The following is an 18,384-nucleotide window of genomic DNA, read 5'->3' as shown; positions in this document are numbered from 1 at the left end:
ACGTTTATGCTGTATTCGCTTACAAAGGTTTTAAAATCGTTGTTTTAGATAAAAAATCGGTTTTGCAATCAAAGACAATGTTAATGAAAAGTCTTATATTGTAGTTAAAAAGATAGAAAGGAGTGAAGGTGATGAAGAATAGAAAGATCATGTTTGCTCGTCCGCTGCAAGTGGAAACGGTAGAAGAGGACTTTATTTTGCCAGCCCTAGGGGAGAAGGAAGTATTGGTTAAATTGATCTATTCCCTGATCAGTCCGGGAACGGAGCTGGCCATGTTATCGGGAAAAGAAGAGTGGGCCAAGCTTCCCGTATGTCCGGGGTATGCGAGTGTAAGTGAAGTGATCGAGGTGGGAGAGGGTGTACGCCATGTTCAGCCCGGGGACGCTGTGTTTCATTATGGTCAACATGCTGAATATCAAGTGGTATCCACAGATCATGTTTTCATCAAGGTACCTGAGCACATGGATTTGAAGTGGGTTCCCTTCACCCGTATGGCAACCGTGGCATTCACCTCCGTTCGTGTATCCAATATTGAACTTGGGGACGTTGTTGGCGTGACGGGGCTTGGATTGGTAGGGAATTTGGCGGCTCAATTGGCTCGCCTTCAAGGTGCAACTGTGATTGGCGTGGACCTGTCACCAGAACGAATTCGAACTGCCCAGACATGTGGGGTTGACTATACGCTTCATGGCGGAGAAGATAAAGTAAAAGAAAAGATACATGCCCTAACGAATGGAGCAGGTGTATCCACTCATATTGAGGCGACGGGTGTACCCAGTGTAGGTGTTCAAAGTCTGGAGTGGATCGGGAAGCTGGGAGAGATTATTTTCCTGGGCAGTCCACGAGGCGAATATAACACGGATGTCACCGATATATTGAACTACTGCCACCTGTATGGACGAGGCTGTATTACGTTTAAGGGGGCACATGAATGGCGCTTCCCAGTTGAGCCGAACGAATTCGTTAAGCATTCCCTGGTGAGAAATTCGAACATTGTGTTTGAACTGATGTTAAAGAACAAGCTGCATATCGAACCATTGATCAGTCATGTGATGAAGCCGGATCAAGCGCAAGAAGCATATGAGGGACTGAGATTGAATAAAGACCAGTATAACGGTGTACTGTTTGACTGGTCCTAGGAGGAGATTGGGATGATTAGAGGGTTAACAAGAGCAGGCTTAGGGAACATCGAGTCCAATGAACAATATATTACGAATGCTGCAAAATACGGATTTCAGTCTGTAGATTTGAATCCGCTCTCATTAATTGAAGAGGTTGGCAAAGAACAGGCCAAACACCTGTTGGAAAGCAATCAGGTGATCATCGGTTCATCCGATCTGACCGTGGACTGGAGAACCACAGATGAACAGTTTCGTGAAGGACTTCAATCGCTGGTTCAATTGGCAGAAGCCTCCGCTTCGTTGAACTGTTACAGCTGTTGCACCTATATTTTACCTTCCATAGATCAGCCAGCAGCATCATTTATGGCGGCAGCTACCAAACGATTGAGATTGTGTGCAGATATCCTGGACGCATATGGAATTCGACTGGGCCTGGAGTTTGTGGGTTGCCATCATCTGCGTACTCAATGGAAGAATCCATTTATTTGGAGTGTGGAGGATACGCTTGACTGGATCGAAACAATTCATGCTCCCAATGTAGGTTTATTGGTGGATTCCTATCATTGGCATACGAATGGATTAAAGATTGAAGAGGTGTTGGATCTTAAGAAGGAACAGATTGTCCATGTTCATATCAATGATGCTTATGATCTGCCCATTGAAGAATTGCTGGATCATGAGCGTTTATACCCTGGTGAGGGAGTAATTGATCTGCAGGGATTCTTGAAGAATCTAAAAGCGATTGGATACACTGGCGTCGTATCTCAAGAGGTACTGGCACCAACGCCAACCGTCGATTCAAGTGAATTGTTTGCCAAGTCCAAAGCAGGCTTCGATAAAGTGTTTGCGAAAATATAACCGGATCAGTGAGAAGGCAGTTGGGAGGAATACATGTGTATGAGCCATGGATGAATAGCATTTCGCCATTCGTAAGAGCGGCAAGAATGACGGAATCATTTTCTTTGGCAGGGGAATGGATAGACCACGATCATGTGTATACATACATCGAACAAGGGGAAGCGGAGTTCTTCTTGAGTGGTGTGAAATACCTGGTCAAAGAAGGCGACATTGTGCTGATGCATCCATTCATGTCTCATATCATTCGGTCCACCTCCACGCAGCCATTGATTCAGTATATTTTTCATTTTGATCTGTACTATGAGGAAGAGCGTAGTTTATTGAAGAATACGAGTGCAGCTCATAGTGAACGACCTGATCTGGCGGATAGGGAAATGAAGCTGGCTTCCATACGGCCAATCTCTCATTTGCAGCTAGCCGATCGAATTGAATGGAAAAAGAGATTTGCGCTCATGCATAAGGAGTTTCAGGAGCAGCGGGGAGGATCTTCGTTAATCACGAAATCCATATGTTTGGAGTTGCTGCATCTGTTTTTCAAAAATCAATCCGAAGATCAGGACCAAGAGGGGAACATGACCAAGGGGTGGGCATTCATTGAAAAGTCGATTCGTTATATTCATGAATGCTACGCCGACCCTCAATTAAATAATGTTGCTATCAGTAGACATGTCGGTGTATCGACGAACCATTTATCGCATTTGTTCAAAAGCAAGCTGGGGATTACCCTTCATAAATATGTGACACATATCCGAATAGAGCAGTCCCAGAAAAGAATTATTGAAGGCACACATAATTTAACCCGGATTGCCGAGGAAGTTGGCTTTTCGAGTATTCATCTGTTCAGTCGGTCTTTCAAGGCTGCTGTAGGTATCACTCCCAGTAAATATGCAGCGATGAAATCGAGGGTGGAGTGGGAATAGGCTGATAGTTGCTAACTAAACATAAAAGATATATAGTATATTTAGAAAAGAAATAGTTAGGATGAATGCAATGGCATACTCTACAGCCTTATCACAGGGAATCTCCATTCTGCTCTACGTTCACGCGTACACCGAGAAGAACTGTCTTAACTATCTATCGACCAAAGTGATATCGGAGCAGCTAAATATTCCGGTTCCTACGACGGTAAAAGTCATTCGCAACCTGAATAACGCCAAACTGACAGTGGCAAAAGAAGGTGCCAAGGGCGGCATATTGCTTGCTCAGCCTTTATCGGAAATCACGATGTTGGATGTATTCCTGGCGGTTGAACCCGGCAAAGATTTGTTTAAAATTCATACCGATGTAACACTCCAGGGACAAGACGTGGATGACGTGAAAGAAAAGGTCATTCATCATCTTGAAGGTGCGGAGATCGCAATGCAGAATTATTTAAAAGACATACGGTTAACCGATCTGTTTCATGAAGAAAAAAAGGGTTAACCTCTTTTTTTGGCTTTAACTAGATATAATATATATCAAGTATATTACGTTTTGAGAGGAGCAGCTAAAATGAATTTGCATACAAAAGTGGTTGAAGCCAGAAACGGGGTTCCTATTCCCCAACTGGGTTTTGGGGTTTACAAAATAACGAAAGAAGCAGAATTTACAACAGCGACTCGCGAGGCCATTCAGGTCGGGTACCGACATTTTGATACTGCCCGGATCTATGGGAATGAGAAAGCGCTGGGAGCAGAGATCCGGCATAGTCCAATTCCGCGCGAGCAATTCTTCATCACGTCGAAAGTCTGGAATACGGATCATGGCTATGAAGCGACCAAGAAAGCTTTCCAGGAAACGATAAACAAGCTGGGTGTCGATTACCTTGACATGTATTTAATCCATTTTGCCTCGCCAAAGTATATCGAAACGTGGAAAGCCATGGAGGAATTATACGAGGAAGGCAAGATCAGGGTCATTGGGGTCGCGAACTTTGAGATTCAGCATCTGGAAGAATTAAGGAAGCACACGAAAATCTTGCCGATGATCAACCAGATCGAGACGCACCCGGAATTTCCACAGAACGAACTGCGTGCCTATATGGACAAACATCAAATTTTACATGAGGCATGGGGTCCACTGGGACAGGGGAATAAAGTGTTATTACAGCATCCGGTATTGAAGGAAATCGCTGATCATCACCATAAGACGGTGGCTCAAGTGATTTTGCGTTGGCATCTGGAACGGGGCGTCATCCTGATTCCCAAATCATCCAATCCAAAGCGGATCAGAGAAAATAGTGAAATCTTTGATTTTGAGCTGTCCGCTGAGGAAATGGAAAAGATCAACCGTCTAAACTCGGGTAAGAGGTATTCGATCCATCCGACAGGTTATATCGTGAATCCGATTTTTAATACATTGATGAAACTATTTATCTAGGAAAATAAGACAAAAAACGGGTCGTGGGTCATATTCCATCGACTCTTTTTTTGTATTTATGAAAACATTGACAATTCGTTAACAATTCCAGGATTTCCCGTTTACAAATCTCTCCTATAATTACAATCGTGATAGGTCATTTTTACTATGAACGTGGAAGTTGGGGGGATGAGCCGGACAAGCTCTCATAAAGACGATACATGCAGAATACCAGACAGCAGGGCATGACAAAACAAGGCAAATTAAATGGAATAGAGAAGGGTGACAAGAGCCAATGTCAATGAAAAAGGTGTTAGTGGTGTCCATGGTAGCAACAGTGTTAGGTACTTCTGTGGTTAGTGCAGTATCGGCTGCTCCTGCAGTGAAACCTGTGGCTAATGCAGCTCAGGTGCAAAATTCCACGCTTACAATAAACGGTAACAGCGTCGTCGTTCGTTCCATCGTTAAAAATGGGGAGACACTTGTGTCACTTCGTGATGTGATCAAAGCCATCGGCGCACAAGCCGAAGTACATAGCGGAACGACGGTGATCAAGCTGAATGATCACAGCGTGACGCTCCAAAACAATAGCAAACAAATCGTGGTAGATGACGTCAAAGTGAATCTGAATCAACCCGTTACTATCATCGGTGGTACAAGTTACATCGCTCTTCGTCCACTGGTGTCGGGCGTTGGCGGTACGATTGTCAAGCGAAACGGACTGCTTGAGATCAGTACAGTATCCTTGATCGATGAAGTCGAGAATCCTCGTTTTGCCGGAGCAGATAAGCTGATTGTTTCCAAGAGCGATAACAATGGCAGAAACGATTATCTCGTCAATACAACAAGCGGCAAATATGATCTGTTGTTAACGACAGACGGTGGATCGGATCTCGTTATTTCGCCAAGTGGTGATCAAGCGGCGTATACGAATGCCGAAGGAGCCGTTTATGTTATTGATCTGAAGACCAAGGCTTCCAAACTAATCACCAGCGACAACAGCATCAAGCCTGAGTTGGTATGGTCTGCTGACGGGAATGCAATCTACTTCCTGCAAGGGGATAAAGGGTCCGTGATTGCCAAGGTGAATCTGGCGGATGGGGCGATTACGAAAGTGGTCGAAGACAAGGTGGACTATAAGGAAAACCTGAATGTATCTGCTGACGGCAAGAAATTCATCTATACCGTAACAACACTTGGTACCGTAACTTCGGATACAACCAATGTGGATGAAGACAATGTCTCCATTGATTTCTCATCCAATCAACAGCAAATATTTTCGTATAACACAGCAGATTCAAAACCGGAGGCTGTGAAGCTCACAACATCAACTGACGACAAGGTATTTGTATGGTCTGCTGACGGACAAAAAGCCTACTATGTGAGTGTGCCTTCCGAAGACGGTAAAGCATCATTGCTGTCTGTGGATTCATCTCAAAAGTCTACGCCGGTGTATTCCGAGTACGATGTAGAACAAGCTATTCTGTCGGGTGGCATCTTGTATGTACTTGCGGCCCAGGATGACAGCAACAGCGTGATCCTTTCGATCGACCCGGTAACTGGAAAACAAACCAAGCTGTACACCGTATCTTCCGATGTATCCTCCATCGCGGTTGCCGGAACACAAATCTCTGTGGTTGAGAACGGCCGAGTTCTGGTACAAGCTGGCGGAAGCTGGAGAGCCGTTACGAAGTAATGTTTTATATCAAATATGATCACAAGCTTTTTAATTCGAGAGGAGTTTAATTAACATGAAAAAATGGATCAAACCCTTCACAGCAATGCTTATGGCTGTATCTCTGATTGGTGGACTGGGTGGCGCAACGACAGCATCAGCTGCCAAGAGCACAGAGAAAGGTAAAATAGTCATTAACGGTTCCTCCGCATTGCTTCCGCTGACACTTCAAGCTGCCAGCGAATTCAAAAAAGATAATCCAAAAGTTAAAATCTCGGCTTCCGCAGCAGGTTCCATCACAGGTCCTCAATCCGTTCGTAAAGGGATCGCGGATATTGGCGCTGTAGACTGGGATGCATCCAAAGATGTACCTGGCTTCAAGAAATTTGATGGCTTGGTAGCCAATCCGGTAGCTGTAACAGTGTTCACGGCTGTCGTTAATACCAATGTGGGTGTAAGCAATCTGACAACAAAACAACTGCAGGACATCTTCTCCGGCAAAGTGACAAACTGGAAGGAAGTCGGCGGATCGGATGCCAACATCGTTGTAGTTAACCGTAAATTTGGTTCCGGTACACGGGTTAACTTCCAACAAAAAGCTTTGGATGGCAAGGACTTCATGAGCAAAGGGGACAACTACAAAGAGGTTGGCTCCAGCGGCGATATGAAAACAACAATTGAAACGACACCAAATGCAATCGGTTATATTGACCTTCCGTATGTGACTAGCAAAATGAAGGCTGTATCCATCAATGGCGTGGCACCAACAGAGAAAAACGTCCTGAACAAAACATACAAAGTATGGGGTATTGGATATTACATGACCAAAGGTCAACCTACGGGAGCAACCAAAGCGTTCATCGAGTATATCCAAAGCAGCAAGTTCCAGAACGGTTCCCTGAAAAAACTGAAATTCATTCCGCTTGCTGCCGTTAAATAACGAAAGCTGCGAACGTCCATCATTCTCGCATTTCATAAGGAAAGGGATAGCCAGCTTCTGCGCACGGTCGCCAAGCTGGCTTCTCTATGTGAAAGGAAGAGCCCTTCATGATCGATTTAAATCCATCCACGAACAGCCCTGCTCCGAGTGAGCTTGGTTCAAGCATCGGCAAGGCTCCCGGATCGGGAACCCGGTTTGACCGTAAGGCGCGTTTAAGATGGTCCAATAAACTGTTTCGCATGGTCTGTATTGGCAGTACATTGTTCGTTTGTCTGGTTCTGTTATGCATTCTGGTCCTTATGCTTCGTACGGGCGTTCTGACCTTTGCGGATGTTTCGCTCAGCGAATTCTTTTTCTCTACCAACTGGGACCCGGAAAATGAGCATTACGGTGCGCTGACCTTTATTCTGGGAACGCTGGCACTGACGGGGCTCACGATGCTGTTTGCCATTCCAATCTCCGTCATCATTGCCGTGTTTCTCGCGGAAATGACGCCAAAATGGCTTCGCCATATTCTGCGACCCGTATTGGATCTGTTGGTGGGTATTCCTTCTGTGGTATACGGTTTCTTGGGACTGACGATTCTCATCCCCTGGCTTAGGGATATCAGTGGACATGATCTGGCGGACGGTTTGCTCGCAGCGTCCATCGTTCTGACGATTATGGTGCTGCCTACCATTAGCCGGATCAGTGATGATGCCATATCTGCTGTACCGAACAAATACCGGGATGCAGCTTATGCACTTGGTACGAACCGATTCCAAACCATAACTCGTGTGGTCTTGCCTGCTGCAAGAGGCGGAATCATGTACGCCGTCATTCTCGGGATGACTCGTGCCATTGGAGAAACGATGGCGGTGGTGATGGTCATCGGCAATACGGCGCAGCTCGCTAACAGTCTGTTTACACCAACAGCGGTGCTGACAAGTAATATTGTCATGCAAATCTCAAGCGTCGAATTCGATTCCACCTGGAATCACGGGCTGTATATGATGGGCTTTATCCTGCTTGCCATTTCCATCTTGATGATTGTAGCCGTAAGAATGCTTCAGAAGAAAGGGGGACGCTACTCATGAGTATGAAGAAACAGGCGAACGCTGTCCCCGCCTATTCGTTCGGCAAACGCAGAGGTGCATCCACGCTGATGGACCGGATTTTTACGGGCATGGTATGGGGTGTAGGGATTATCGCCATTTTATTCATTGTTGGACTGTTATTTCTTCTTCTGGAAAAAGGGCTGCCTTTGCTGAGCTGGGACTTTCTATACGGTGTTCCAAGCGAGATTGAAGAAGGAGGAGGGATTGGGCCGGCGCTGTTCAACTCGTTCTATGTGCTGATTCTATCCCTCCTGATCTCGATTCCCATCGGCATGGCGGCCGGGATTTACCTGGCGGAATTTGCTCCAAACAACAAACTTATGGAGATCGTGCGGATTTGCGTGGAGGGACTGTCTTCTGTTCCATCCATCATCTTTGGATTGTTTGGTATTGCCCTGTTTGTGGAGTTCTTCGAAATTGGTCTTACCATTCTGGGCGCCGCCGTCAGCCTTGCCTTTCTGAATCTGCCTGTGCTCACCAGGGTAACCGAGGAATCGGTCCGAGCAGTTCCGGTTGAACTTCGTAATGCGTCCTTTGCACTTGGCTCTACCCATTTGCAGACGATCCGTAATGTATTGCTGCCGGTGGCTATAAACGGAATCATGACAGGCATTTGCCTCACGGCAGGTCGGGCATTCGGTGAGAGTGCCGTCATTATTCTGACCGCAGGGGTATCTACATCCGGGGAAATGTGGGACTTCAATTTGCTATCGCCAGGAGGAACCCTTGCTGTACATCTGTGGTACATTCAATCCGAAGCGATTGTGCCCGATGCCGAGGAAATTGCGCAAAAGACAACGGCCGTACTGATCTTTGTGGCCTTGCTCATTAATATTCTGTTCCGTGTGCCAATTTGGCTGAATGCACGCAAAAATCAAGCCTGATAGATCAGAATGATGGCAATTAGTTGAACTATGCATTTACACGAGAACGTAGAGGAAAGAAATAAGCTGGAGAAGCGGAGCGTTCGCCTTTATACCCGGATTTTCACCTAATTAAAAGGGAATGAAAAAAATCTGGGGATAACAGCGATCGGAAGGTTGTTCTGTCATCGGAGTGGCAAGTGTAAATATGTTTAGTTCAACTTCCAGCAATACATTCAAATTCAACACCGGGAGGAACTATTGTGCGGTCAATCATTGAGATCAACAAATTGAATTTATATTACGGTCAGTTTCAGGCGCTAAAGGATGTTTCCATTGAAATTCCGGAACGGGCCATTACCGCTTTTATCGGACCGTCCGGTTGTGGCAAATCGACGCTGCTGCGAACCCTCAACCGCATGAATGACCGGATACCTGGCACACGGATTGAAGGTAAAGTGGCCGTAGGGGGAACCGACATCTACAGTGGTGAAGTTCATGTGGAAACTATTCGAAAGAAGATCGGTATGGTTTTTCAGCAACCGAATCCCTTTCCGAAATCCATCTACGATAATGTGGCCTTCGGTCCACGACAACACGGCATTCACAGCAAAAAGAAGCTGGACGAAATCGTGGAACAGAGCCTGCGCTCTGCTGTCCTGTGGGATGAAGTAAAGGACAACTTGAAGCGTTCCGCGTTAAGTTTATCCGGAGGACAACAGCAGCGCCTCTGCATCGCACGTGCATTGGCAGTGGAGCCGGACATTCTTCTTATGGATGAGGCTACGGCATCGCTTGATCCCGTCTCGACCTTCAAGATCGAGGAGTTGGCTCATGAGTTGAAGGAACGTTATACCATCGTGATGGTCACACACAATATGCAGCAAGCAGCTCGGGTCTCCCAGCAGACGGTGTTCTTCCTGAATGGCGAGGTCGTGGAATACTCTGCGACCCAAGATATGTTCGCCGAGCCCGTTGATTCGCGTACACAGGACTATATTAGTGGTCGGTTTGGTTGATTTTGAATCGGCAAGAGGTGGAAGTCTTTCAGATAGTTATCTGGAAGGCTTTTTTCTGTTTTTGATTAGTTCAACAGACCACGTTGCTCCAGTAATTGTGTCGTAACCTTCCACAGCTTGTTTTGCATTCCAGCATCTCCGCCCGGATACACAGGAGTAATGGATGCCCCGCTTCCAACATTGAAATATCCTCCCGAAACCTCACTATATTCCGATTCCACTGCCAAACGAGTCATGATGTTCGCACCCCGCCGTGGGTCGCCGATATGCAAAAACGTTAGAATGTGCTCAAGCACACTCGCAAACCACAACTCTCGTCCGAGACCCGTAACATTAAAACCTGGATTCAAAGCATTCACTCGGATTCCAGTTCCATCCCAGTGACGGGCAAGTTCGCTAGTAAACATAATATTCAGCAGTTTGGTTTTGCCATAGATGGCGGAGGAGCCGCGTGCAGTAAAGGGATCGGTATCCGTTAAGTCATCGGGCAGCACCAGTGTGCCATGATTCCGCGAGGCTTCAGATGCAACATTGACGACTCGAGCGTGGCCTGCCCGAATCAGGGAAGAATGCAATGTGTGCGTTAGCAGCCAAGGTGCCAAATAGTTCACGGCGATCATCTCGGCAAACCCTTCGGAAGTGACTCTTTGTTCAAAAGCATGAAGACCCGCATTATTCAAAAGTACATCGATACGCGGATAAGCGGCTGCGATTTCAAGCCCTATACGTTTTACATCGCTCAGTAAGGACAAATCTCCAAAGAAAAAATTGATCTTGGCGGATGGCTCAATTTCCCTGATTTTGTTTCTGGTGGTCTCGGCGCGTTCTTCGCTTCTGGCTGTGAGTACAAGATGTGCACCGCGTTTGGCAAGTTCAATGGCGGCAAGCTGCCCCAGTCCACTTGTTGCTCCGGTAATTACAATAATGGGTTGTGTTGTTCTCATAATGAGGTCTCCTTTTGACACGAATAGGATCGAATTATATAATGGACATAAATCAACTATATAATTTAATTGATATTTGTCAACTATATATTCATAAGCCTACTTTGATGTATCGAGGAGAGGGAAACAACAATAATGAGTAAAAATCCGGTTAAAACCAAAGATAGAGAAACTCTGGAACTGGCACTAGGTGAGCAGATCCATGCGCTAATTAGTGCTTCGCATGCGCTCAATGTTCGATCTGCCGAGCGTTTCGATGCGACCTTGCAGCCTGCTGCTTTTCATCTGGTGCGGTGGTTGTACTCTTACGGTCCTACAAGCGCCGCAGCTTTGGCAGAAGCGACGGCTATGGACCGCAGTTCGGTAAGTCGTTTGATTAAACAACTTGAGAAGGCAGGGTATGTAAGCAAGGAGCCGGACCCCGAAGATCGACGCGGCGTTTTGTTGTCTTTGACGGAGCTTGGTCAACAATCGACGGTGAGTGCGCTCAAGGAGAAGGAGTCAACTTTTTATGAACGCATATCGGGATGGAATGAAGAGGAACTGGAACGTTTCACCACTATGCTTCGTCAGTTCAATGGACTTGAGTTGTTGTAAGTAAAGTGATCGAGCTATGGATTAAACGAGGAGGGACCGATATAGAAGATGGGAATACTACAATTTACTTTCGGAGTGGATGATTATTAAAATTTGGATGCTTGTTCCAGCAGAAAAGTCTATGCGTATTGAACTGGAGTCGTTTGAGCAAGATGATGAACGAATGGATGCTTATTTTGAGGGAAATAGCAAACATTGGGAGCCACCGGTATTCGTGACTAAACGAAAAGGTAACAAGAGTGATTGTATTAAATATTCTATTACTTTTTTAGTGTTTTCGAAAAAAGCAAAAGAAGTGTTGACTCCTTTGATCGGCAAGGACGTCGAGTTCCTGCCTCTGATTCATGAGGAGCACGACATGTTCGCCGTAAAGGTGAATCGGATACAGGATTTAATCGATATGACCAATCCAGTTGAACGAAGAATGGGTTATGGTTTTTTCTCGGAATACATACACATCCTACCAGAGAGAATTGAAGTGGATGCGCATTTGTTCTGTTTACCCCAACACCACCATCTAAGATTTTTTGCGACAGACACATTTAAAAAAGTGGTGGAAGAGAATAAGTTGAAGACCTTTCAATTCATTGAGGTATGGGATACGGAAAACACAGAGGAGATGAGAAAAGAACGTCTGAAAGCATATGATCAATACTATGCTGCCCTTGCGGACCGACAGCAGGTTCCATATGAAAGCGCAAGAAGCATGGTCGAATTAGGAAATGTTTTTCGTCATGATGATCACATATTACTTCAGGAAGATGACCAATTTCTGATTGGGAAAATACTTGATAACGAGACTATTCAATGGATAAGGCCCACTTATATCCCACCCATATATTTTGAATGGCAATGGTACATGTATGAGTATTCCGAACGTGAGAGTGCTAGACAAGAGTATTTCGCAGAGGTATCCCACAAAGTAAACGGGCTAAAAGGAACGAAAGTTCTCTTCGAGGATGAAATTCTGGAACGCAGTATTCGGGCAGAGCTTCAAATTTTCAAGGAGGATCTGACGGATATTAATCTTCTTCAATTAAGGAATATATTTCGTTATCATGAAAAAGGAAGCGTTTACTATCTGGACGGAATCCAGTATGCCAAAAATCTGAAAAGCTTTAGCATTCGTGATACTCCGGATTTTGATCTAGACGAGCTGAAGTACCTTCCAGAGAATGTAGAAACATTATGTATCAACGATAATGGATTGACTAGCATTTCTAAATTGAATGAACTTAAGCATCTATCAAAATTGGATTCCATTCACATAGAAAATAACAAACTGGTTGATTTATCTCCGTTAAAAATCTTCCAACATTTACAGTGGATCAGGGCAGATCATAACCAGATCGAAGACATTCTTCCCCTCAATCAAATCAGGGAGTTGAGGAAGCTTATATTGGACCATAACCCAATTAGGAATATTCACTTATTGGAGTTGCCGGAGCTTCGAAGTTTAATAATCGAAGGGGTACATACAGAGGATTGGAGCTTTTTGCTGACTCAGTTCCCAAAACTGGAGGACGTAAAAATCTCTGAGAGGGGAATGTCAGAGGCTTCTCGCAAGAGTATGAGAGCAGTTATCAAAAGCAAGCGGTTCGAGGTGAGTTGGTCTCTGGAGGCCGGAGGCAGCAAAACATATAACAAGCCGAGATGATAAGAATTAGATAGCAAGTGCTCGTTATGCAACTGTGGGTACGAAAAAAATGTAAAATGATCTAATAGAGTAAGGGCCAGCCGACTCGTGACCACATTTCACAACCCGTTAACTTACCCTTCACAAAAGTAAACATGTAAAAGCTAAATCAAAACCCAGTCAAACCCAGAGTACCTACGGATTCAGGGCGCATTGCGTCTGTGCATTCGTGGGTTCTTTTTTTATATTAGGCAGATGCTCCGTCCTCAAATATTTACAAAGTCCTTCATTTATACCTCTTCAGCACCTCTGTTCTGCTAATTCTCTTCCTAATGCTCCACTAGCTGTGGTGGAACTTTCCTGAATGGTGAACAAAATCTGAATTTTTCTTCACCCTCTTGCAACCTCTCTCTAGTCCATTCCAGCACCTCAATATGGAGGATGATAGAGCATAATCTTCGTAGATACAGCAAAAGAAATCGTTAACGAAATATAAAGTGATGCAGGGATATGTCAAATTTTTAATAGGCGCTTTCATTGCGTTGACCCTGCCCTCAAAGTTTCTTATATTTACTCCCGACACAACAACTCAGAACGGTGGTGGGATGATTTTGTTCAACAATAAAGGAAAGAAAATGCTCGCTATGCTTACGCTTATACCACTGGCTACGGGCCTTGTCATGGGAGCTTTCCCTGCTGCGGTAACCTATGCGGATGCGGGAGATAACACACCAACCAACAGCTCGGCAACAGGTTCATGGCAAACGGGGGATTTGCACGTACATACGTTTGAGTCCGATGATGCGCAGAATTCGTTGGAAAATGTACTCGACGCAGGACTGACGAAGTATGGTCTGGACTGGATCGCGCTTACGGATCATTTGCGGTTATCCAAGCGGGATCAGAACGGAGTAGACATTCCAGGTGGATCGATTCCGATGTCCAAAGGGATGAATGAATACCAGGTGCCACAGATCAAAGGACTTCAGGAAGCGGGCAAATATGCAGGCAAAACGATCTTCTCCGGTTTCGAATGGGACATGCCGACACATGAACACGTTGGTGTAGGTATTCTCACAGATGAGCCGAATTCGACCGAAGCGCTGGAAGCTGCAAACGAATTTGAGTATCGTTTTACCAATCGGGATGCGAGTCTATTTGATGCGGCTGACGTAGCGGATTGGAATCAGACGGGAGGACGTGCCTATACAACTCATCAGGATGCACTAGCTGCTATCAATTGGCTGGCAACCAAGTATCCAACGACGAGTTATGCGATGATCAATCACCCTTCACGGGGCAAAAACAAATATACCATCGCGGACTTCCGTGAGTTCAACGATCTGGCTCCACAAATTGTTTTTGGTATCGAAGGTATGCTGGGCAACCAGATGGAACCGGATCGCGGCGGGTATAACACGAGCTACAACGTAGCCAATCCGACCGCAGATGATGGATACAAATACCGTACATACGGCGGTGTGGACTATATGGTCGCCAAGGTGGGCGGTTTGTGGGATGCATTGTTGGGAGAAGGGCGTCACTTCTGGAACTATGGTAATTCGGATTATCATTTCAAGACAATTGGCACGAATTCCAGCGGTTATTTTCCGGGCGAATATGCCAAGACCTATTCGTGGGTTGATGGTACAGGGATGCAAGCCGTGCTGGAAGGACTGCGTTCGGGGAAATCATTTTCCGTATTCGGTGATCTGATCAACGCACTGGACTTCACGGCTTCCGGCGCGGGTACTCAGGCTGAAATGGGCGGAGACCTGGGTGTGATCCAAGGTGACGAAGTGGAACTGAAAATCCGTTTCAAGAGTCCAACCACGAGCAACAACTATGAAAAACCTATCAACAGCGGTACGTCCGCTGGACAAGTACCGGTGGTAGATCACGTAGATCTCATCGCGGGAGATGTGACGGGCAAGGCTGAGAAGGGCACAGCCGCATATTCCAAAGACACGAACGACTCCACCAAAGTACTGGCAACATTCACGTCCAACGATTGGACGACAGACGCCGAAGGTTACAATGTCATCACGTACAAGATCAAAGCAACGGACCAGGATAAATATTATCGCCTGCGCGGTACAAATCTGGGCATGAACGTTGCAGGAGAGACCGTAAATGGTGAACCGCAACTTGACCCGAAGATCACAACAGCGGATGCAGAGACTCGGTTCAACGAGATCAATGATCAGAACTATCGCGACCTGTGGTTCTACTCTAACCCGATCTTCGTGAATGCCACACCTTACAGTGATGCACAGGCGGTAACGGATACGCTTCAAGCGATTGATCTGGGCGATCTGAACGCGGTCACTTCCGACCTTACCCTTCCTGTTGAAGGAAAACATGGAGCAACGATTAGCTGGTCCAGCTCCAACCCGGAATTGATGGATGTACAGGGGAAACTTATTACACAGCCTGAGAATAATGAGCGACTGGAATTGACGGCAACGGTACAACGTGGCAGCGAAATGGATACCAGAACGTTCACTGTCATTGTGGAAGGAACAAATAATCAGGTATTGGTGTTAAAAGGTAACATGACCACCGCTGACGGCCAGCCGTATCATACGGATACATGGACAAACCAGTCCGTAACGGTTAGTGTAACCAGCGCAGTATACGCCCCTGCTACTTCCGCAATCATTGAGTTGTCTCGTGATGGAGGGCAGACGTACGAACCGTATACAGAGAATACGCCTTTGGAGATAACGGAGTCGGGAGAAAATAAGCTGCTATTCAGAGCGACAGACGATTTGAACGAAACCTATACTTTACCATTGGTGGTCAAAATAGATCGCGAAATTCCTGTCATCACCCTGCAAGGCAACAGCCAAATGTCATTAACCGTGGGAGATACGTATAACGAGCCTGGAGCACAGGCTACCGATAATGTGGGCATCAATGGTTCCGTGCAGATTGACGGCACAGTGAACACACAAGCGGCGGGGATCTATACCCTTCGTTATAACGTGAAAGATATTGCCGGCAATGCTGCACAGGAAGTCACACGTACGGTTATCGTACAAGCCCGTTCGGGTAATGGCGGCGGGGGTTCAGGTAGTGATGGAGGCAACGCTGGAGGGAATTCCGGTGGAAGCACACCAAGCGTGCCAACAACGCCTACAGTTCCAACCACACCAACCAACCCGGATACGGGATCAGATTCTACTTCTGAAGTGAAGGTAGAGGTCGAAGCGAATCAGCCAGTACAAACGGGTCTGAAAGACATCGTGCAATTCAACGCTCCGGCTGGAGCCATTGGGGAAAAAGATACGTTGCAGCTGTCCGTTGTATCCCAGGACCAATTGCAAAATGCAGCTTCGCTGAATGTACTCGGCCAAGCAGTACAGATTACTCGCAGTGGAGGACGGACATTGAACGATCAGGCAGCATTGAGTCTGCAATATGATGCTTCCAAGCTGCCACAAGGAACACAGCCAGCGATCTACTATTATAATGAAGCCCGTCAGAGCTGGGTATTCATTGGTGGTAAGACGAATGCAGCAGGAGCAATATCGGCTGATGTGAATCATCTGGGTACCTTTGTTGTGTCCAGTTACACAGCTGCTAATCTGTCCGATCTGAACGGACACTGGGCATCCGACTATGCAGACCGTTTGATTGGCATGGACGTTATCCAGGGTTACACAGATGGTACATTCCAACCATCCAAGAAGATTACACGGGCAGAGTTTGTTACGTTAATCAGTAAGGCACTGGCTTTGAAGTCCGTGCAGTCGGATACGACGTTTGCAGATCAAGGCAGTCTGCCAGACTGGGCGAAGAGCGATATTGCCGCAGCCGTGCAAGCCGGAATCGTGAAGGGCTATGGAGACAATACGTTCAAACCTAATCAGACGATCACTCGTGCCGAGATGGCTGTGATGATGGCGAATGCATTGAAGTTAAGTGCAGATGCACAGTCGGGAACGAGCAATGATGCTGTAAAACCAAGCTTCACTGACGAGTTGCAAACTCCGGCTTGGGCACAAGATGCACTCAATACAGCCGTTCAGGCCAAAATTGTGAACGGATATACGGACAATACGGTTCGTGCAGGGAATATGACGACCCGTGCGGAAGCCGCAGCAATGATCTATAAGCTGCTGTTGGCGTTGCATGTTTAACTAGTAAATTAAAAATGTTTAACGAAAAGAGAAGTACCCCGTAAAGAGGTACTTCTCTTTTTTTGTTATATACAATTGTCGCTATCTGCTTATTCAAAATAACCACAAAACCCGTACATCATTTCTGTAACGGATTTTGTGGCCTTCTTATTTGAATAGAAAATATATGCACACTATCACACATCGCATGTGAATCACGACCCTTGAGGCTGCCTGAACTCTTTAGGGGTCATTCCGCATTTTTCTTTAAATATCCGATAAAAGTACTTCATATCCTGTATTCCAACCTCTCTGGCAATAGTTTGCACACTCCAATCGGTTTCGGATAACAGTTCACAACTTCGTTGTATACGTTTATTTTGTATCATCTGTGTCAGGGTGAGCCCGGTAACCTGCTTGAATGTTCTTTGGAAATGGCGAGGGCTTATGGCAAATCGTTCACACAAACGAGTAAGAATGGCGGATTCATTATAATGACTGGATATATAGTTCACTGCAAGTTGAATGTGGTCGGTCAGATCTCCTTGTGCAGACTGAAGATCACTTGGCTCGGCATGCCGTATGCGAGTTAGCAAGTCCATCAGATGAAGATACAGTCGGTAACGATAACCGGATTCCTTACATTGAAGTTCAAGGTGTAAAGAGTACATGATCTTCCCGAATTCTTTCTTGTTCTCCGTTACTTTGAAGCCGTTCCCCAGAGTACGAAATGGTTGAGTGAGCTCATCAATATCATCATAGATCATGCGGTCACCGATGGCTTGAGGCCCCGATAATATGTGCTTCTCCACAAGGCAATTCATGAGCGTGACAGACTGATTCAATGTAGTCTGGAACACATGTCTCGTATCTGTAGGAATGAACAACAGGTCTCCACGAGTGATTGGGATACAGCTGTCATCGATCGAGAGTGTTCCTTCACCTGCCGTCACATAAGACAATTCGTAAAATGAATGCGCATGCTTCTGACATTGGTTATTTCGTATTTCTACCGGATGCATGGAAATGGGAGTGTCATGGAAAGGGTGCTCCATGTAATAGGTTGAATCGTTAAAATTCATAAACAGGAGGCCCCTCCCTCTTCAATTTTTTATTATTTAATTTTAATGGATTAAGCGAGTGACTTCAATCAATCAGATGTCGCATTTGCCC

The 18,384-nt window shown here is 45.9% G+C and carries 15 protein-coding genes; 13 read left to right on the top strand and 2 right to left on the bottom strand.

All coding sequences use genetic code 11. The annotated features are described in order from the left end of the window. The first annotated feature begins 131 nt into the window (after positions 1-131). From BLS14_RS20615 to pstB, 10 genes are all read left to right on the top strand, one after another. Positions 132-1,139 (top strand): zinc-dependent alcohol dehydrogenase, encoded by a 1,008-nt coding sequence (locus BLS14_RS20615; RefSeq protein ID WP_090953684.1) that lies wholly within the window; start codon positions 132-134, stop codon positions 1,137-1,139. 12 nt (positions 1,140-1,151) lie between these two features. Further along, positions 1,152-1,979, top strand: a complete 828-nt coding sequence (locus BLS14_RS20610) for a sugar phosphate isomerase/epimerase family protein (RefSeq protein ID WP_090809622.1) — start codon at positions 1,152-1,154, stop codon at positions 1,977-1,979. 35 nt (positions 1,980-2,014) lie between these two features. After that, on the top strand, positions 2,015-2,899 hold the full coding sequence (locus BLS14_RS20605) for an AraC family transcriptional regulator (protein ID WP_090809624.1): 885 nt from the start codon (positions 2,015-2,017) through the stop codon (positions 2,897-2,899). A 70-nt stretch (positions 2,900-2,969) separates the two neighbouring features. After that, positions 2,970-3,401 carry an RrF2 family transcriptional regulator gene (locus BLS14_RS20600; protein WP_072734667.1) on the top strand — a complete coding sequence of 144 codons (432 nt, stop codon included), beginning with the start codon at positions 2,970-2,972 and terminating at the stop codon, positions 3,399-3,401. A gap of 69 nt (positions 3,402-3,470) precedes the next feature. Beyond that, on the top strand, positions 3,471-4,337 hold the full coding sequence (locus BLS14_RS20595; protein WP_090809626.1) for an aldo/keto reductase: 867 nt from the start codon (positions 3,471-3,473) through the stop codon (positions 4,335-4,337). A gap of 280 nt (positions 4,338-4,617) precedes the next feature. Continuing rightward, a complete protein-coding gene (locus BLS14_RS20590) occupies positions 4,618-6,012 on the top strand; it encodes a stalk domain-containing protein (protein WP_256336614.1) in 1,395 nt (464 codons plus the stop codon). 55 nt (positions 6,013-6,067) lie between these two features. Beyond that, entirely contained in the window at positions 6,068-6,931 is an 864-nt protein-coding gene (locus BLS14_RS20585; RefSeq protein ID WP_063565318.1) for a phosphate ABC transporter substrate-binding protein, read from the top strand. 107 nt (positions 6,932-7,038) lie between these two features. Continuing rightward, entirely contained in the window at positions 7,039-8,007 is a 969-nt protein-coding gene (gene pstC, locus BLS14_RS20580; protein WP_063565319.1) for a phosphate ABC transporter permease subunit PstC, read from the top strand. Next, entirely contained in the window at positions 8,004-8,912 is a 909-nt protein-coding gene (gene pstA / locus BLS14_RS20575; protein ID WP_090809628.1) for a phosphate ABC transporter permease PstA, read from the top strand. Before pstC ends, pstA begins: the two co-directional genes overlap by 4 nt. 242 nt (positions 8,913-9,154) lie before the next feature. Continuing rightward, entirely contained in the window at positions 9,155-9,910 is a 756-nt protein-coding gene (gene pstB / locus BLS14_RS20570) for a phosphate ABC transporter ATP-binding protein PstB (RefSeq protein ID WP_090809631.1), read from the top strand. Positions 9,911-9,975: 65 nt separating this feature from the next. Here the strand turns inward: pstB and BLS14_RS20565 are convergent, their stop codons facing one another. Then, the gene (locus BLS14_RS20565; protein ID WP_079697346.1) at positions 9,976-10,854 is read right to left on the bottom strand and encodes an SDR family NAD(P)-dependent oxidoreductase; all 879 of its coding nucleotides are present in this window, start codon (positions 10,852-10,854) and stop codon (positions 9,976-9,978) included. Positions 10,855-10,989: 135 nt separating this feature from the next. Between BLS14_RS20565 and BLS14_RS20560 the strand changes: the two genes are divergently transcribed. From BLS14_RS20560 to BLS14_RS20550, 3 genes are all read left to right on the top strand, one after another. Then, positions 10,990-11,451, top strand: a complete 462-nt coding sequence (locus tag BLS14_RS20560; protein ID WP_090809633.1) for a MarR family winged helix-turn-helix transcriptional regulator — start codon at positions 10,990-10,992, stop codon at positions 11,449-11,451. A gap of 79 nt (positions 11,452-11,530) precedes the next feature. Continuing rightward, positions 11,531-13,108, top strand: a complete 1,578-nt coding sequence (locus BLS14_RS20555; RefSeq protein WP_090953682.1) for a leucine-rich repeat domain-containing protein — start codon at positions 11,531-11,533, stop codon at positions 13,106-13,108. Between the two features lie 590 nt (positions 13,109-13,698). Then, the gene (locus tag BLS14_RS20550; RefSeq protein WP_090953680.1) at positions 13,699-17,232 is read left to right on the top strand and encodes an S-layer homology domain-containing protein; all 3,534 of its coding nucleotides are present in this window, start codon (positions 13,699-13,701) and stop codon (positions 17,230-17,232) included. A 194-nt stretch (positions 17,233-17,426) separates the two neighbouring features. Here BLS14_RS20550 and BLS14_RS20545 read toward each other — a convergent pair whose 3' ends face one another. Next, positions 17,427-18,293, bottom strand: a complete 867-nt coding sequence (locus tag BLS14_RS20545) for a helix-turn-helix domain-containing protein (protein WP_063565324.1) — start codon at positions 18,291-18,293, stop codon at positions 17,427-17,429. Between the last annotated feature and the right edge of the window lie 91 nt (positions 18,294-18,384).

Source organism: Paenibacillus sp. OK060 (assembly GCF_900101205.1).
Lineage (GTDB): Bacteria > Bacillota > Bacilli > Paenibacillales > Paenibacillaceae > Paenibacillus > Paenibacillus marchantiae.
Note: the sequence above shows the minus strand (reverse complement) of the source record. Positions and strands in the feature narration are given on the sequence as shown.

Coding starts and splice junctions, on each gene's coding strand:
- BLS14_RS20615 (WP_090953684.1), top strand. CDS start 132: ATGAAGAATAGAAAGATCATGTTTGCTCGTCCGCTGCAAGTGGAAACG.
- BLS14_RS20610 (WP_090809622.1), top strand. CDS start 1,152: ATGATTAGAGGGTTAACAAGAGCAGGCTTAGGGAACATCGAGTCCAAT.
- BLS14_RS20600 (WP_072734667.1), top strand. CDS start 2,970: ATGGCATACTCTACAGCCTTATCACAGGGAATCTCCATTCTGCTCTAC.
- BLS14_RS20595 (WP_090809626.1), top strand. CDS start 3,471: ATGAATTTGCATACAAAAGTGGTTGAAGCCAGAAACGGGGTTCCTATT.
- BLS14_RS20590 (WP_256336614.1), top strand. CDS start 4,618: ATGAAAAAGGTGTTAGTGGTGTCCATGGTAGCAACAGTGTTAGGTACT.
- BLS14_RS20585 (WP_063565318.1), top strand. CDS start 6,068: ATGAAAAAATGGATCAAACCCTTCACAGCAATGCTTATGGCTGTATCT.
- pstC (WP_063565319.1), top strand. CDS start 7,039: ATGATCGATTTAAATCCATCCACGAACAGCCCTGCTCCGAGTGAGCTT.
- pstA (WP_090809628.1), top strand. CDS start 8,004: ATGAGTATGAAGAAACAGGCGAACGCTGTCCCCGCCTATTCGTTCGGC.
- BLS14_RS20565 (WP_079697346.1), bottom strand. CDS start 10,854: ATGAGAACAACACAACCCATTATTGTAATTACCGGAGCAACAAGTGGA.
- BLS14_RS20560 (WP_090809633.1), top strand. CDS start 10,990: ATGAGTAAAAATCCGGTTAAAACCAAAGATAGAGAAACTCTGGAACTG.
- BLS14_RS20555 (WP_090953682.1), top strand. CDS start 11,531: ATGATTATTAAAATTTGGATGCTTGTTCCAGCAGAAAAGTCTATGCGT.
- BLS14_RS20545 (WP_063565324.1), bottom strand. CDS start 18,293: ATGAATTTTAACGATTCAACCTATTACATGGAGCACCCTTTCCATGAC.